Genomic DNA, 16,721 nt, shown 5'->3' with positions numbered 1-16,721 from the left:
CACCACGCTCGCCCTTTTCCCTCTGCCCATCATGCGCACCGACACGCCCGTCACCATCCGCCGCCAGGATTACCGCCCTTATCCCTACGAGATCCCCGCGGTCGACCTGGAATTCGACCTCGACCCGCATAGCACCCAAGTGCGCACGCGCCTGCAGGTGCAGCGGCGCGAGCCCGAGGCCCCGCTTGTGCTCGACGGCCAGGACCTGGAATTGGTGTCGGTCGTCGTCGACGGCCAGGCCTGGGACGCCGGCCGCTACCGGCGCGAGGCCGACACGCTGACCCTGCCCGGCCTGGGCGCCGAGGCCGAGGTGGAGATCGTCAGCCGCTGCCGGCCGCAGGCCAATTCCACGCTGATGGGGCTGTACGTTTCCAACGGCGTGTTCTTCACCCAGTGCGAGGCCGAAGGCTTTCGCCGCATCACCTGGTTTCCCGATCGCCCCGACGTGATGTCGCGCTATACGGTCACGCTGCGGGCCGACAAGGCGCGTTTCCCCACCCTGCTGTCCAACGGCAACCTGGTGGCCGCCCAAGACCTGCCCGACGGCCGCCACCAGGCGCGCTGGGAAGACCCCTTCCCCAAGCCCTGCTACCTGTTCGCGCTGGTGGCCGGCACCCTCACCTGGCGCGAATCGCGCGTGCGCACCCGCTCGGGCCGCGAGGTATTGCTGCAGGTCTACAGCGACCCCGGCAGCGAGACACGCACCGGCTACGCGCTCGAATCGCTGGAGCGCGCGCTGCGCTGGGACGAAACCCGGTTCTCGCTGGAGCTGGACCTCGACCGGTTCATGGTGGTGGCCGCGCGCGACTTCAACATGGGTGCGATGGAAAACAAAGGCTTGAACATTTTCAACGCCGCCTACGTGCTGGCCGACCCGGAAAGCGCCACCGACGCCAACTACAGCGCGATCGAAGCCGTCATCGGCCACGAATACTTCCACAACTGGACCGGCAACCGCGTCACCTGCCGCGATTGGTTTCAACTCAGCCTGAAGGAAGGGCTGACGGTATTCCGCGACCAGGAATTCACCGCCGACATGATGGCGGCCGGGCTCGACCCGCAGGCCGCCGCCAGCGCCCGCGCCGTCAAGCGGATCGACGACGTGGCCACGCTGCGCGCCGCCCAGTTCCCGGAAGACGCCGGACCAATGGCGCACCCGATCCGCCCCGAGAGCTACCAGGAAATCGGCAACTTCTACACCGCCACCGTGTACGAGAAAGGCGCCGAGGTCATCCGCATGCAGCAGACGCTGCTGGGCGCCGACGGCTTCAAGCGGGGGCTGGCCGAATACTTCCGGCGCCACGACGGCCAGGCCGTGACCTGCGACGATTTCGTGGCGGCGATGGAATCGGTCTACATGCAGTTGCATCCCGGGCGCGACCTGAAAATCTTCCGCCGCTGGTACCAGCAGGCCGGCACGCCCCGCGTGGGCGTATCGATCGAGCACGACGCCGCGGCCGCGCGCTGCACGGTCACGCTGACCCAGCGTTGCGATCCGGTCGGCGTGGAACGGCTGGCCGGCACCGCCGTCAAGCCGCCGCTGCACATCCCGTTCGCGCTGGGCCTGCTCGACCGCTCGGGCAAGGCCATCCCGCTGCGCCTGGCCGGCAGCGCCGACGCCCCGGCGGATACCGTCCTGCTGGAGCTGACCGCCGAACGCGCCCAATGGACCTTCGAGAACGTGCCGTCGGCGCCGGTGCCGTCGCTGCTGCGCGATTTCTCGGCGCCGGTCATCGTCGACTACGACTACAGCGACGCCGAGCTGGCGCTGCTGATGGCGCACGACGGCAATGCCTTCGCCCGCTGGGAGGCCGGCCAGCAACTGGCCACCCGGCAGTTGCTGGCGGCCGCCGAGGCCGTCCGCCAGGGCCGCGGCCCGGCCTTCGACGGCACCTTCGTCGACGCCTGGCGCTCGGTGCTGCTCGACCCCGGCCTGGACCCGGCCTACCGGGCGCGTGCGCTGGCGCTGCCGTCCGAAAAGACGGTGGCCGAACGCATGGCCGAGGTCGACCCGCAGGCGCTGGCCGCCGCGCGCGACGGCATGCGCGCCGAGCTGGGCCGGCGCCTGGCGGCCGAATGGCGCGCCGCGATCGACGCCAACCAGACGCCTGGCCCTTATTCGCCCGACCCCGTCAGCGCCGGCCGCCGCGCGATGAAAAGCCTGGCGCTGGCCTTCCTGATGGCCGGCGACGACCCGCAGGCGCACGAACTGGCGCAGCGCCAGTACGAACAGGCACCCAATATGACCGACGCCCTGGCCGCGCTGACGGCGCTGGCCAACCACGGCCCGCGCCAGGCCGCCGGCGAGGCGCTGGCCCATTTCTACGAGCGCTGGCAGGGCGATCCGCTGGTAATCGACAAATGGTTCGCGCTGCAGGCCACCGCGCGCCACACGACCGTCGATACGGTAGAGGGGCTGATGGCCCACCCCGCCTTTACCTTGCGCAACCCGAACCGCGCGCGCTCGCTGGTGTTCCAGTTCTGCCTGAACAATCTGCAGGGCTTTCACCAGACCGACGGCCGCGGCTATCGCTACTGGGCCGAACAGGTGCTGGCGCTGGATGCCCTCAATCCCGAGATCGCGGCGCGGCTGGCGCGCGCGATGGACCGCTGGGTGCGCTACGTGCCCGAGCTCAGCGCGCTGATGCGCGACGCGCTGCAGCAGGTGCGCAGCCATCCCGGCCTGTCGCGCAACGTGACCGAAATCGTTTCTAAAGCCCTGGAGATCTCCGCATGAAGCGCAAGACGCTGACGCAATTCCTGATCGAGCAGCAACGCGAGCACGCCGCGCTGCCCGCCGAAGTCCGCCTGCTGATCGAGGTCGTGGCCCGCGCCTGCAAGGCCATCGGCCACGCGGTCGGCAAGGGCGCGCTGGGCGGCGTGCTCGGCAGCCTCGAAAGCGAGAACGTGCAGGGCGAGGTGCAGAAGAAGCTAGACGTACTGTCCAACGAAATCCTGATCGAGGCCAACGAATGGGGCGGCCACCTGGCTGCCATGGCCTCGGAGGAAATGGAAACCATCCACCGGATCCCCAACCGCTACCCCAAGGGCGAATACCTGCTGCTGTTCGATCCGCTGGACGGCTCCAGCAACATCGACGTCAACGTGTCGATCGGCACCATCTTCTCGGTGCTGCGCGCGCCGCGCGACAGCGCCGAGCGCGACCTGACCGAACAGGATTTCCTGCAGCCCGGTTCGCAACAGGTGGCGGCCGGCTACGCGGTGTACGGGCCGCAGACCTCGCTGGTGCTGACCGTGGGCAGCGGCGTGTTCGGCTTCACGCTCGACCGCGAAATGGGATCCTGGGTGCTGACCCACGAGCACATCCGCATCCCGGAAGACACGCGCGAGTTCGCGATCAACATGTCGAACATGCGCCACTGGGCGCCGCCGGTGCGGCGCTACATCGACGAGTGCCTGGCCGGCACGACCGGCCCGCGCGGCAAGGATTTCAACATGCGCTGGATCGCCTCGATGGTGGCCGACGTGCATCGCGTCCTGACCCGCGGCGGCATCTTCATGTACCCGTGGGACGCGCGCGAGCCTTCCAAGCCGGGCAAGCTGCGGCTGATGTACGAAGCAAATCCGATGAGCATGCTGGTGGAACAGGCCGGCGGCGCCGCCACCGACGGCACCCGGCGCATTCTCGACATCCAGCCGACCGCGCTGCACCAGCGCGTGGGGGTAGTGCTAGGTTCCAGGAACGAAGTGGAACTGGTAACCAGGTACCACAGAGAGTAACCCCTACGCGCTGACGCGCGCCCCCCGGGGGCGATGCGTGCGGACCGGCAAAGCCGGATCCGCCGCATCCTGGATGGCTCAACTCACCACCAAATGATGAGCGCGATCACGCCCACGATCAGCACGAACTTCACGATCTTGTAGACCGTGCGATTCCAGGCCTTGAGCCGCCGGCGATAGCGCCCCACCACGAAGGCGATGCCGAACAGCTTGTTGATCAGCCCGGTCTTGTCGCCCTCTTCGTTGGGCGAACTGGCCGCGCTCATCGCATGCCGGCCGAACCAGGCGTTGAAGGCCTCGGCCCAGCGGTAGCGCAGCGGCCGCTCGACGTCGCAGAACAGGATTACGCGATCCTGGTCGGTGCCGTTGAGCGCCCAGTGGACATAGGTTTCGTCGAACACCACGCTCTGGCCGTCGCGCCAGCTGTAGCGCTGGCCGTCGACCTCGATGAAGCAGCGATCGTCGTTCGGCGTTTCCAGCCCCAGGTGGTAGCGCAGCGAACCGGCGAACGGATCACGGTGCGGATTGAGCTTGGCGCCCGGCGGCAGCTCGGTGAACATCGCCGCCTTGACCTGCGGGATGCCGCGCAGGATCTGCACCGTGCGCGGACACCACTCGGCCGCCGACGGGTGCTGCGCGTCGTACCACTTGAGGTAGAAGCGCTTCCAGCCGGACTTGAAGAAGGAATTGAAGCCGGCGTCGTCGTTCTTCTGGGCCGCGCGGATGCGCTGGGCCTCGCGCAGCCGCAGGGCCTCCTCGCGGATGACCTGCCAGTTATCGTCGAGCGCGCGCAGCGCCGGCAGGCTCTCGTTCGGAATGTACGGCAGCGCCGGCACCCGCGAGAACAGGTACATGAAGGCATTGATGGGCGCCAGCACCGACGAGTGATCGAACAGCTGGCGCAGGAAACGCATCCGCACCTTGCCCCGCAGGTGGATGTACACCACGGCGCCCAGGTACAGCGCGACGATGACCCATTTCATGGCGAATTTTCCGATCCGGCGATCCCGGCTTGATCTCAATCAAGCGTAAGTATGGTCGAGCCCGTGGTTTTGCGAGAGGCCAGCGCTTCCTGCGCCTGGCCGGCGTCTTCCAACCTGAAGCGCTGGTCGATGCGGACCTTGATCTTGCGCGCCAGCACCAGCTCGAACAGCTCGTCGGCGGCGGCCTGCATTTTTTCCAGCGTGTCGACATGGGTGCCGAGCATGGGCCGCGTGACGTACAGCGAACCCTTCTGCGACAGGATGCCGAGGTTGACGCCGGTGACCGGCCCCGACGCGTTGCCGAAGCTCACCATCAGGCCGCGCGGCTGCAGGCAGTCGAGCGACGTTTCCCAGGTGTCCTTGCCGACGCCGTCGTAGACCACCGGCACTTTCTTGCCCTTGGTCAGCGCCAGCACCTGCTCGACCACGCTCTCGCGAGTGTAGTCGATCACGCGCCAGGCACCGTTGGCCTTGGCCAGCGCGGCCTTTTCCGGCGTGGAGACGGTGCCGATCAGCTTGACGCCCAGCGCCTTGGCCCACTGGCAGGCGATCAGCCCCACGCCGCCCGCGGCCGCGTGGAACAGGATGGTTTCGTAGCCCTGCAGGCGGTAGGTCTGGCGGAACAGATACTGGACGGTCAGCCCCTTGAGCATGATCGCGGCCGCCTGGTCGAAGCCGATGCCATCGGGCAGCTTGACGACGAAGCGCGACGGCAGGTTGCGCAGCTCGGCATAGGCGCCCAGCGGGCCCTGTCCGTAGGCGACGCGGTCGCCCGCCTTCACGTGGCGCACGCCGGCGCCCACCGCGTCGACCACGCCGGCGGCCTCGAAGCCCAGGCCGGTGGGCAGCGGGTTGGGATACAGGCCGGTGCGGGTATAGATATCGATGAAGTTGAGGCCGATCGCATATTGGCGGACGCGCACTTCGCCGGGACCGGGCGGCGGTACGTCTACATCCACCACCTGCAGGACTTCGGGACCGCCAAACTGCTCGATACGGATCGCTTTCGCCATGATCGCCTCCTGTTGCGCATAACCGATGCGGGATTCTAAACGTCCGCCCGCGATCCGTCCGCATACAATCGCGTAAACCGCGCCACCGGTGCCGCGCCATGAAAACCGATCCCCGCTTCCCGAACCTGTTCATCGTCGATCATCCGCTGATCCAGCACAAGCTCACGCACATGCGCGACCGGGATACCTCCACCCGCACGTTCCGCCAGCTGCTGCGCGAGCTTACGCTGCTGATGGGCTATGAAGTCACCCGCCGGCTGCCGCTGACCACGCGCCGAATCGAAACGCCGATGGCGGCGATGGACGCGCCGGTGATCGCCGGCAAGAAGCTGACCGTGGTGCCGGTGCTGCGCGCCGGGGTCGGCATGGCCGACGGCCTGCTCGACCTGGTCCCGTCGGCGCGCGTGGGCCACATCGGGTTGTACCGCGACGAACAGCACCGGCCGGTGGAATACCTGGTGCGGCTGCCCGAGATCGAAGGGCGCGCCTTCATCATCTGCGACCCGATGATCGGCACCGGGCACTCCGCCGTCCATGCGATAGACGTGCTCAAGACGCGCGGCGTGGCCGCGCGCGACATCGTGTTCCTGGCGCTGGTGGCCTCGCCCGAAGGCATGCAGGTGGTCAACGGCAGCCATCCCGACGTGCCGGTCTACCTGGCCGCGCTGGACGACCGCCTCGACGGGAACGCCTACATCATCCCCGGCCTGGGCGACGCCGGCGACCGCCTCTTCGGAACGAGGTAGGGTCCAGACAGCCAATCCTGTTGCGCGGCAATCACTGCATTGACAATAGTTGCCTATGCAGTGAAAATGGCGTGATGGAAAACCCTGAAACCCCTTCCGCGCCCGTCGCGGCCGAAGGCAGCCATGTGCTGCCGGAAGGCTACGATCCCAACGAGAGCATCGGCTACCTGCTCAAGCGCGTTCATCAATCCATCCAGCGCGAGGTGGACAATCTGATGACGCCGCTCGACCTCACCGCGATGCAATGGGGTCCGTTGATGCTGCTGGCGATGAAACGCGGCGAGACGGCCGGCGAGCTGGCGCGCTGCGCCTGTACGGACACCGGCGCGATGACGCGCATGCTCGACCGCCTGGAATCGAAAGACCTGATCCGGCGGGTGCGCAGCGTGGCAGACCGGCGGGTGATCAAGATCGAGCTGACCGAGGAAGGCCGCCGCGTTACCAAGCAAATCCCTGACAAGCTGGTCGCCGCGGTCGAACGCCACACCAAGGGCATCGCCGAAGCCGATCTCGAGCTGGTCAGGCAGACCTTGCGGCGCATGCTGGCCAACGGCGACAGCCCGTCCTGACGCGGCGGAAAGATATATGGCTTTTTTTGCGATGATGGCTGCCTAGGCAGTTACAAGCCGGACAACAATTCAGACCCCAGTAAGAAGGCATGATGAAACCCCTGTTGCTCGTTCCCCTGGTGGCCGCGCTGGCGGCCTGCGCGAACATCGCGCCGGACACCGCACGCCATCCGGCCGCGCTGGACGCGGCCAAGCTCGGCGCGGCCCAGGCCGATGTGGCGTGGCCCACCGAAACGTGGTGGAAGCGCTACGGCGATCCGCAGCTCGACGCGCTGATCGACGATGCCATCGCCGGCAGCCCCTCGCTCGATACCGCGCGCGCCAGGCTGGCCAAGGCCCAGGCCGCGGTCGGCGTGGCCGGCGCCGCCCGCTACCCCGAAGTCAACGGCGATTTCACCGCCACGCGACAGCGCTATACGGAACGCGGCATCTTTCCGCCGCCGCTGGGCGGCTCGATCAATACCGACGCGCGCCTGGCGCTCGACGTCGGCTACGACCTCGACTTCTGGAACCGCAACGGCGCGCTGCTGCAGGCGGCGGTGTCGCAATCGCGCGCGGCGCAGGCCGAATCACATGCGGCGCAAAGCATGCTGGCCACCTCGGTGGCCGGCGCCTATTTCAATCTGCAGCGGCTGTTCGCGCAGCGCCAGGTGCTGAACGCGGCCATCAAGCAGCGCGGCGAGGTGGCCGAACTGACCCGCCAGCGCTTCGCCAACGGCCTCGACACCCAGGTGGAGGTCAAGCAGGCCGAATCGGCGCTGGCCGAAGCCCGCACCCAGGCGGCGCAGAACGACGAAAGCATCGCGCTGCAACGCAATCAGCTGGCCGCGTTGACCGGCGCCGGGCCCGAGCGCGGCGCGCAGCTGCGTCCCGTGCCGCTGGTCAACCCGGGCACCTCGGTGCCGGCGCAGATCCCGCTGGACCTGCTGGGCCGCCGCGCCGACATCGTCGCCGCCCGCTGGCGCGCCGAGGCCGCCACCCATAACGTGGAAGCCGCCAAGGCGCTGTTCTATCCCAACGTGAACCTGTCGGCCTTCGTCGGCGTATCGTCGCTGGGTCTGTCGAACCTGCTGCGCTCGGGCAGCCAGATCGCCGGCTTCGGCCCGGCCATCACACTGCCCATCTTCGAGGGTGGCCGTCTCAACGCCAATCTGCAGGAGCAGCGCGCCGACACCGACCTCGCCGTGGCTTCGTACAACCAGACCGTGATCGATGCCGTGCACGAAGTGGCCGACACGCTCGATTCGATCCGCGCGCTCGACCGCGAGGCCAACGAGCAGCGCCAGGCGCGCGAGGCGATCGAAAAGGCCTACGAACTGGCGGTCACGCGCTATCGCGCGGGCCTGGGTAATTACCTCAGCGTGCTGACGGCGCAGAGCGCGGTGCTGACCCAGTCGCGGCTCGACACCGACCTGAAGGCGCGCGCGCTGACGCTCGACGTGGCGCTGGCCAAGGCGCTCGGCGGCGGCGCGCAGCTGCCGGAAGACGTGGCCGCCGTGCCGCAGCCGCAGGCACTCGCGACCCAGGTTCACTGACCGGAACGAGGCAGACCGCACACCGTTTACCGTCCGGCCGGATGGCGGGCAGCGCCCGAGGCGCCGCCCGTCGGTGCCGGACCCCCGATTAGATATACGCATCCATCGATTCAAGGCACTCTTATGAACGCCCCGCAAAATTCCAGCAATCCCAAGCGCAAGAAACTGCTGCTGACCGCCGCCGGCGTGTTCGTGGTCGCGGCAGTGGCCTACGGCGCATGGTGGGCCCTGGTGGCCCGCCACTACGAAGACACCGACGACGCCTACGTCCAAGGCAACCTGGTCCAGATCACGCCGCAGATCGCCAGCACGGTTTCCGCGATCGAGGCCGACGACACCGACTTCGTCCAGGCCGGCCAGCCCCTGGTGCGGCTCGACCGCGCCGACGCCCAGGTCGCGCTCGACGAGGCGCAGGCCGCGCTGGCGCAGACCGTGCGCCAGGTGCGCACGCTGTATGCCAACAACGGCGCGCTGCAGGCCAACATCGGCGTGCGCCAGGCCGAGGTCGAACGCGCCCGGGCCGACCTGGCGCGCGCCGAAAGCGACGCCAAGCGGCGCCAGGAGCTGTCGGCCTCGGGCGCGGTCAGCGGCGAAGAACTGCTGCACGCACAGACCGCCGTCACCAACGCCAAGGCGGCGCTGAACTCGGCCCAGGCGGCGCTGGTTGCCGCGCGCGAACAGCTGGCCACCAACACCGCGCTGACCGAGGGCACTTCGGTCGAGCGGCACCCCAACGTGATGCAGGCCGCCGCCAAGGTGCGCGAAGCCTACCTCGCGCTGTCGCGCACCACGCTGCCGGCGCCCGTTACCGGCTACGTGGCCAAGCGCAGCGTGCAGGTCGGCCAGCGCGTGGCGCCGGGCACGCCGCTGATGACCATCGTGCCGCTGGACCAGGTCTGGGTCGACGCCAACTTCAAGGAAGTGCAGCTGGGCAAGATGCGCATCGGCCAGCCAGTCACGCTGACGGCCGACGTGTACGGCTCCAAGGTCGAATACCACGGCAAGGTGGCAGGCCTGGGCGCCGGCACCGGCGGCGCGTTCGCGCTGCTGCCGGCGCAGAACGCGACAGGCAACTGGATCAAGGTGGTGCAGCGCGTGCCGGTGCGCATCGCGCTCGATCCGAACGAGATCCGCGAACACCCGCTGCGCGTGGGCCTGTCGATGGTGGCCACGGTCGACGTGTCGTCCACCGACGGCGCGGCGCTGTCGACCGCGCCGCGCAGCGGCCCGGCCTACTCCACCACCGCGCTCGACCACAGCCGCGAGGAAGCCGACGCCCTGGTGGCCGACACCATCGCCCGCAACCTGGGCGGCGGCCATCCCGCCGCCAACGCCCCGGTCGCCAAGGAAGGCGCGCGGCCGATCTCGGCCCGGCCGGTGGCCGGTTCCATGACGGCCCGCCACACGGCCCTGGTCCTTTAGGATGAAGCCCGCCCCACGCGCTTCGCGCGCCTGGGGAAAGGCTCCCCCTACGCGCTTCGCGCGCCCGGGGAAAGGCCCCCCCTACGCGCTTCGCGCGCCCCTCAAGGGGCGACGCTGGCGGACCGGCGGAGCCGGATCCGCGGCGTCCTGGATGGGGCGGCGCGGGTTCGTGCGGTGGAGAAGGTGCACAGCACCATGGATAACTGAGCAGCACCGTGGAAAATTGACATGACTACATCCAATTCCGCTGCGCCCGACGCGCGGTCGTCCGGCGAGGACGCCCCGCCCCAGGGCGGCAATGCGCCGGCCGGGCAGCGGCCCGGCGCGGGGCCGCAGAACAGCTATCCGCCGCTGGTGGGCGGCCAGCGGCTGCTGGGCACCATCGCGCTGTCGGCGGCGGTGTTCATGAACGTGCTCGACACGTCGATCGCCAACGTCTCGCTGCCGGCGATCTCGGGCGACCTGGGCGTCAGCACCAGCCAGGGCACCTGGGTCATCACCTCGTTCGCGGTGGCCAACGCGATCTCGCTGCCGCTGACCGGCTGGCTCACCCAGCGCTTCGGCCAGGTGCGGCTGTTCCTGTCCTCCGTGCTGCTGTTCATCGTGGCCTCGTGGCTGTGCGGCATGGCGCCCAACCTGGGTTCGCTGATCCTGTTCCGGGTCATGCAGGGCCTGGTGGCCGGGCCCATGATCCCGCTGTCGCAGACCTTGATGCTGGGCAGCTACCCGAAGGAAAAATCCAGCATGGCGCTGGCGCTGTGGGCCATGACCACGCTGGTGGCGCCGGTGGCCGGGCCGCTGCTTGGCGGCTGGATTTCCGACAATTACTCGTGGCCGTGGATCTTCTACATCAACGTGCCGGTCGGCCTGCTGTCGGCCTGGATCACGTGGAGCATCTACCGCCGCCGCGAGTCTCCCACCCGCAAGCTGCCGATCGACACCATCGGCCTGGTGCTGCTGGTGGTGTGGGTCGGCTCGCTGCAGATCCTGCTCGACAAGGGCAAGGAACTGGACTGGTTCGCCAGCTCCACCATCGTCGGGCTGGCGGTGGTGGCCTTCGTCGCCTTCGTGTTCTTCCTGATCTGGGAGCTCACCGACGCCCATCCGGTGGTCGACCTGCGCCTGTTCCGCGGCCGCAACTTCACGGTGGGGTCGGTCACGCTGGCGGTGGCCTATGGCGTGTTCTTCGGCAACGTGGTGCTGCTGCCGCTGTGGCTGCAGACCCAGATGGGCTATACCGCCACCGACGCCGGCCTGGTCACCGCGCCGGTCGGGCTGCTGGCGATCGTGCTGACGCCGGTGGTGGGCCGCCTGATGTCCAAGACCGACCCGCGCCTGCTGGTCACGGCCTCGTTCCTGGTGTTCTCGACGGTCAGCTTCATGCGTTCGGGCTTCACGCCGCAGTCGGACATCGGCACGCTGATGATCCCGACCCTGGTGCAGGGCGCAGGCATGGCGGCCTTCTTCGTGCCGCTGCTGTCGCTGGCCATGTCGGGCCAGCCGCCCGAGAAGATCGCCAGCGCCGCCGGCCTGACCAACTTCCTGCGGATCACCGCCGGGGCGTTCGGCACGTCGATCTCGACCACGCTGTGGGAGGACCGCGGCGCGATGCACCACGCCAATCTGGTCGAGCACATCAACGACGGCAGCCAGGCCGCCGGCCAGACGCTCGACATGCTCGGACGCACCGGCTTGTCGCACGACCAGGCGCTGGCACAGCTCAACGGCATCATCGGCAACCAGTCGATGACGATGTCGGCGCTCGACATCTTCTACGTGTCGGGCGTGATCTTCCTGATCCTGATCGTGATGGTCTGGGCCGCGCGTCCGCGCCGCGGCGGCGGCGCAGTAGACGCCGGCGGCGCGCATTGACGAGGCCCCCCTACGCGCTTCGCGCGTGAGGAATGGGCCCACCCCTACGCGCTTCGCGCGCGAGGAATGGGCCCACCCCTACGCGCTTCGCGCGCCCCTCAAGGGGCGGCACTGGCGGACCGGCGGAGCCGGATCCGCTGTGCCCTGGATAGGAGGCAATGCGCAGTGCTTAGCGGCGTTTTCCTAGCAAGGAACCAAGCAGGCCGCGCGTGATTTCGCGCGCGACTTGCGTGCCCATCGATCGCATCGCGCTGCGCGCCACCGATTCGATCATGCCTTCGCGGTGGCCGCCGCGCGGGCCGGTGGTGCCGAACAGGATGTCGCGCAGGCCGTCGCCGAGCCCGCCCTCGCCGGCGGGGGCCTTGCCGGCCGGGTCGGGTGCGCCGCGATCGGCCTTGCCTGCCCGGCCGTTGCCGGCATCGGCCGGCGCGGCGCCGCCGTTGCCGCCCGCGCGCCTGGCCAGGATCTCGTACGCCGACTCGCGGTCCACCGCTTTTTCGTAGACGCCGGCCACCAGCGAATCGCGGCGCAGCGCGTCGCGCTCGGCCGGCGTGGCCGGCCCGATGCGGCTGGCCGGCGGCACCACGAAGGCGCGCTGCGTGGCGCCCGGGCGGCCTTTTTCGTCCAGCAGCGACACCAGCGCCTCGCCCACGCCGAGTTCGGTAATGGCTGCGGCCACGTCCAGCCCCGGGTTCGGCCGCATCGTGTCGGCCGCCGCCTTGACGGCCTTCTGGTCGCGCGGCGTGAAGGCGCGCAGCGCGTGCTGCACGCGGTTGCCCAGCTGGCCCAGCACCGAGTCGGGAATGTCGAGCGGATTCTGGGTGACGAAATACACCCCCACCGCCTTGGAGCGGATCAGCCGCACCACCTGTTCGATTTTCTCCAGCAGCGCCGGCGACGCGTCGTCGAACAGCAGGTGCGCCTCGTCGAAGAAGAACACGCAGCGCGGCTTGTCGGCATCGCCTACTTCGGGCAGGTGCTCGAACAGCGACGACAGCAGCCACAGCAGGAAGGTGCCGTACAGCGCCGGCGCCTGCATCAGCTTGTCGGCCGCCAGGATGTTCACCACGCCGCGGCCGTCGACCGTCTGCAGCAGGTCGTCGATGGCCAGCATCGGCTCGCCGAAGAAGCGGTCGCCGCCCTGCGATTCCAGCGCCAGCAGCCCGCGCTGGATGGCGCCGATCGAGGCCGGCGACACGTTGCCGTACTGCGTGCGGTAGGCCGCGGCGTTGTCGCCCACGTGCTGCAGCATGGCGCGCAGGTCTTTCAGGTCCAGCAGCAGCAGGCCGTTGTCGTCGGCGATGCGGAACACCATGGAAAGCACGCCGGCCTGGGTCTCGTTCAGCCGGAGCATGCGGCCCAGCAGCAGCGGCCCCATGTCGGACACCGTGGCGCGCACCGGATGGCCCTGCTCGCCGAACACGTCCCACAGCACCGCCGGGCAGCCGCGCCACGACGGCTCGGGCAGGCCGAGCTCCCGCAGCCGCTCCGAAATCTTGGCGTTGCCGCCGCCGGCCTGCGAAATGCCGCTCAGGTCGCCCTTGACGTCGGCCAGGAAAACCGGCACGCCCCGGTTCGAAAAACCTTCGGCCAGCGCCTGCAGCGTGACGGTCTTGCCGGTGCCGGTGGCGCCGGTGACACAGCCGTGGCGGTTGGCCATCGCAGGCAGTTGGAACAGGTCGCCGGCGGAATTCCGGGCGACGAGGATGGGGTCGGAAGCAGCCATGGACGAGATCCGTTCGAGAAAGCCGTTCAAGGGATCCGGCGCAGCGGTGCGCCAGCGCGCACATACTGCGGTAAACCTGTGTGGTATCGGTCCCAAGACGGGGGCGATATTGCGTTCAGTTACATTCTCTCAAGCTAAAATGGTGGATTCCTCCGACATAAATAAGCGATTTCCATGGCCGGACACAGTAAATGGGCCAACATCCAGCACCGGAAAGGCCGCCAGGATGCCAAGCGGGGCAAGCTCTGGACCAAGCTCATCCGTGAAGTCACCGTCGCCGCGCGGGCCGGCGGCGCCGATCCCGACACCAATCCCCGTCTGCGCCTGGCCTGGGACAAGGCCACCGACGCCAACATGCCGAAGGACACGATCCAGCGCGCGATCGCCCGCGGCGCGGGCGGCGCCGACGGCGACAACTACGAAGAAATCCGCTACGAAGGATACGGCATCGGGGGCGCCGCCGTCATCGTCGACTGCATGACCGACAACCGCACCCGCACGGTGGCCGAAGTGCGCCACGCCTTCGCCAAGAACGGCGGCAACCTGGGCCAGGAAGGCTCGGTGGCGTTCATGTTCCGGCACTGCGGCCAGTTCCTGTTCGCCCCCGGCACCCCCGAAGACAAGGTCATGGAAGTGGCGCTGGAGGCCGGCGCCGAAGACGTCGCCACCGACGACGACGGCCTGATCGAAGTGATCAGCGCGCCGGCCGACTACGCCGCGCTGAAGACGGCGTTCGACAAGGCGGGCCTGAAGGCCGAGGTCGACGGCGTCGTGATGAAGGCGCTCAACGAAACCGAGCTGCAGGGCGAGGACGCCGAAAAAATGCAGAAGCTGCTCGACGCGCTGGAAGCCCTGGACGACGTCCAGGAGGTCTACACCACGGCCGTGATGGACGAGCAAACATGAAGATCCTCGTGATTGGTTCCGGCGGCCGCGAGCACGCCCTGGCCTGGCGCCTGGCCAAGGCGTCCAAGGCGCAGAAGGTATTCGTGGCTCCCGGCAACGGCGGCACCGACGCCGCGCCGCACCTGCAGAACGTGCCGATCACCGATCCGGCCGAGCTGGCCGATTTCGTCGAACGCGAGGCCATTGGCCTGACCGTGGTCGGCCCCGAGGCGCCGCTGGCGGCCGGCGTGGTCGACCTGTTCCGCGCCCGCGGCCTGAAGGTCTTCGGCCCCACCAAGGCCGCCGCGCAGCTGGAAAGCTCCAAGGATTTCGCCAAGTCCTTCATGGCCAGGCACAACATCCCCACCGCCCGCTACCAGACCTTCACCGACCCGGTCCAGGCCCACGCGTACATCGACCGCGAAGGCGCGCCTATCGTCGTCAAGGCCGACGGCCTTGCCGCCGGCAAGGGCGTGGTGGTGGCCGCCACCGCGCAGCAGGCGCATGAAGCGGTCGACGCCATGCTGGGCGACGGCAAGCTGGGCGCGGCCGGCGCGCGCGTGGTGATCGAGGAATGCCTGGAAGGCGAGGAAGCGTCGTTCATCGTGCTGTGCGACGGCCGCCACGTGCTGCCGCTGGCCACCAGCCAGGACCACAAGCGCCTGAAGGACAACGACGAAGGCCCCAACACCGGCGGCATGGGCGCCTATTCGCCGGCGCCGGTGGTCACGCCCGAGCTGCACGGGCGCATCATGCGCGAGGTGATCTGGCCCACCATCCACGGCATGGCCAAAGACGGCATTCCGTTCACCGGCTTCCTGTACGCGGGCCTGATGATCGGCCCGCAAGGCCCGAAGGTGCTGGAATACAACTGCCGCATGGGCGATCCGGAAACGCAGCCGATCATGATGCGGATCAAGAGCGACCTGCTCGAAGTGTTCGAACATGCGGTGGCAGGCACGCTCGATCAGGCCAACATCGACTGGGATCGCCGCTGTGCGCTGGGCGTCGTGATGGCCTCGCACGGCTATCCCGACGCGCCGCGCACCGGCGACCCGATCCACGGGCTGCCGGCCGAAACGGCCGACAGCATGGTATTCCACGCCGGCACGGCGGCCGACGGCGGCGTCATCAAGACCGCCGGCGGCCGCGTGCTGTGCGTGACGGTGTTGGCCGACTCGATCCGCCTGGCGCAGCAGCGCGCCTACGACGTGCTGCAGTCGATCCACTTCGACGGTGCCCAGTACCGTCGGGACATCGGCTGGCGGGCCCTGGCGCGCCGGTCGATCGGCCACGAACCCGTCAGCTCATGATCATCAATACCGAACGCACCCGCGATTATTTCACCGGCCTGCAACAGCGCATCGTCGCCTGGCTGGAAACCTTCGAAGACCGCCCTTTCCGCAGCGACGCCTGGCAGCGCAGCGAAGGCGGCGGCGGCATTTCCAGACTAATCGAAGAAGGCCGCACCTTCGAACGGGGCGGCGTGCTGTTCAGCCACGTCCAGGGCGCCACGCTGCCGCCGTCGGCCAGCGCCCACCGGCCCGAGTTGGCCGGCCGCGCTTGGGAGGCCATGGGGGTGTCGCTGGTGATCCACCCGCGCAATCCCTTCGTCCCCACCGTGCACATGAACGTGCGCGCCTTCGTGGCCAAGGCCGCGCCCGGCGCCGACGACGACGTGTTCTGGTTCGGCGGCGGCATGGACCTCACTCCCTACTACCCGTTCGACGAAGACGCCGTCCACTTCCACCGCAGCTGCAAGGCGGCGCTCGATCCGAGCGGCGCCGATCTGTACCCGCGTTTCAAGGCGTGGTGCGACGAATACTTCTACCTGCGCCACCGGCGCGAGGCGCGCGGCGTGGGCGGCGTGTTCTTCGACGATTTCAACGAGGGCGGCTTCGAGCATGCCTTCGCGATGACGCGCTCAGTGGGCGACGCCTTCATCGACGCCTACGCGCCCATCGTCGAACGCCGCGCCGCGCTGCCCTACGGCGAACGCGAGCGCGATTTCCAGGCCTACCGGCGCGGCCGCTACGTCGAGTTCAACCTCGTGTACGACCGCGGCACGCTGTTCGGCCTGCAATCGGGCGGCCGCACCGAATCGATCCTGATGTCGATGCCGCCGCTGGCGCGCTGGCGATACGACTGGCAGCCGGAGCCCGGATCGCCCGAAGCGCGCCTGCACGAGGTGCTGACCCCACGGAACTGGATTTGACCGAGGCCATACCC

Annotated in this window: 13 protein-coding genes; 10 read left to right on the top strand and 3 right to left on the bottom strand. The window is 68.7% G+C overall.

Annotation, left to right across the window (positions count from 1 at the left end):
• Positions 1-31 precede the first annotated feature (31 nt).
• Entirely contained in the window at positions 32-2,737 is a 2,706-nt protein-coding gene (gene pepN, locus ABD927_RS10610) for an aminopeptidase N (protein ID WP_345249092.1), read from the top strand.
• Positions 2,734-3,741: a class 1 fructose-bisphosphatase gene (locus ABD927_RS10605; protein WP_345249090.1), complete on the top strand. Its 1,008-nt coding sequence runs from the start codon at positions 2,734-2,736 to the stop codon at positions 3,739-3,741. The genes pepN and ABD927_RS10605 overlap by 4 nt, the downstream gene beginning before the upstream one ends.
• An 83-nt stretch (positions 3,742-3,824) precedes the next feature.
• On the opposite strand, the gene lpxO is transcribed toward ABD927_RS10605, so the two are convergent.
• Both lpxO and ABD927_RS10595 read right to left on the bottom strand, forming a co-directional pair.
• Positions 3,825-4,724: a lipid A hydroxylase LpxO gene (gene lpxO, locus ABD927_RS10600; RefSeq protein ID WP_345249088.1), complete on the bottom strand. Its 900-nt coding sequence runs from the start codon at positions 4,722-4,724 to the stop codon at positions 3,825-3,827.
• Positions 4,725-4,759: 35 nt separating this feature from the next.
• Positions 4,760-5,737 carry a quinone oxidoreductase family protein gene (locus ABD927_RS10595; protein ID WP_345249086.1) on the bottom strand — a complete coding sequence of 326 codons (978 nt, stop codon included), beginning with the start codon at positions 5,735-5,737 and terminating at the stop codon, positions 4,760-4,762.
• A gap of 98 nt (positions 5,738-5,835) precedes the next feature.
• On the opposite strand from ABD927_RS10595, the gene upp reads away from it, so the two are divergent.
• The 5 genes from upp to ABD927_RS10570 all read left to right on the top strand — a co-directional run bounded on the left by upp (position 5,836) and on the right by ABD927_RS10570 (position 11,881).
• Entirely contained in the window at positions 5,836-6,483 is a 648-nt protein-coding gene (gene upp, locus ABD927_RS10590) for a uracil phosphoribosyltransferase (RefSeq protein ID WP_345249084.1), read from the top strand.
• A 74-nt stretch (positions 6,484-6,557) separates the two neighbouring features.
• Positions 6,558-7,052, top strand: coding sequence for a MarR family winged helix-turn-helix transcriptional regulator (locus ABD927_RS10585; RefSeq protein WP_345249082.1), 495 nt, complete (start codon positions 6,558-6,560; stop codon positions 7,050-7,052).
• A gap of 92 nt (positions 7,053-7,144) precedes the next feature.
• Positions 7,145-8,587, top strand: coding sequence for an efflux transporter outer membrane subunit (locus ABD927_RS10580; RefSeq protein ID WP_345249210.1), 1,443 nt, complete (start codon positions 7,145-7,147; stop codon positions 8,585-8,587).
• Between the two features lie 123 nt (positions 8,588-8,710).
• Entirely contained in the window at positions 8,711-10,009 is a 1,299-nt protein-coding gene (locus tag ABD927_RS10575; protein ID WP_345249080.1) for an EmrA/EmrK family multidrug efflux transporter periplasmic adaptor subunit, read from the top strand.
• A 228-nt stretch (positions 10,010-10,237) separates the two neighbouring features.
• A complete protein-coding gene (locus ABD927_RS10570; RefSeq protein ID WP_345249078.1) occupies positions 10,238-11,881 on the top strand; it encodes a DHA2 family efflux MFS transporter permease subunit in 1,644 nt (547 codons plus the stop codon).
• Between the two features lie 169 nt (positions 11,882-12,050).
• Here the strand turns inward: ABD927_RS10570 and ABD927_RS10565 are convergent, their stop codons facing one another.
• Positions 12,051-13,607, bottom strand: coding sequence for a helicase HerA-like domain-containing protein (locus tag ABD927_RS10565; protein ID WP_345249076.1), 1,557 nt, complete (start codon positions 13,605-13,607; stop codon positions 12,051-12,053).
• A gap of 174 nt (positions 13,608-13,781) precedes the next feature.
• On the opposite strand from ABD927_RS10565, the gene ABD927_RS10560 reads away from it, so the two are divergent.
• The 3 genes from ABD927_RS10560 to hemF are packed head-to-tail and all read left to right on the top strand — an operon-like array spanning position 13,782 to position 16,707.
• Complete coding sequence (locus ABD927_RS10560) at positions 13,782-14,513, top strand: YebC/PmpR family DNA-binding transcriptional regulator (protein WP_345249074.1); 732 nt, start codon at positions 13,782-13,784, stop codon at positions 14,511-14,513.
• Positions 14,510-15,805, top strand: coding sequence for a phosphoribosylamine--glycine ligase (purD, locus tag ABD927_RS10555; protein WP_345249072.1), 1,296 nt, complete (start codon positions 14,510-14,512; stop codon positions 15,803-15,805). Before ABD927_RS10560 ends, purD begins: the two co-directional genes overlap by 4 nt.
• Entirely contained in the window at positions 15,802-16,707 is a 906-nt protein-coding gene (gene hemF, locus ABD927_RS10550; protein ID WP_345249070.1) for an oxygen-dependent coproporphyrinogen oxidase, read from the top strand. Before purD ends, hemF begins: the two co-directional genes overlap by 4 nt.
• The last annotated feature ends 14 nt before the right edge of the window (positions 16,708-16,721 follow it).

The organism is Pigmentiphaga soli (assembly GCF_039541095.1).
In the GTDB taxonomy this organism is placed as follows: Bacteria; Pseudomonadota; Gammaproteobacteria; order Burkholderiales; family Burkholderiaceae_B; genus Pigmentiphaga; species Pigmentiphaga soli.
This window is presented reverse-complemented; position numbering and strand designations above follow the sequence as displayed.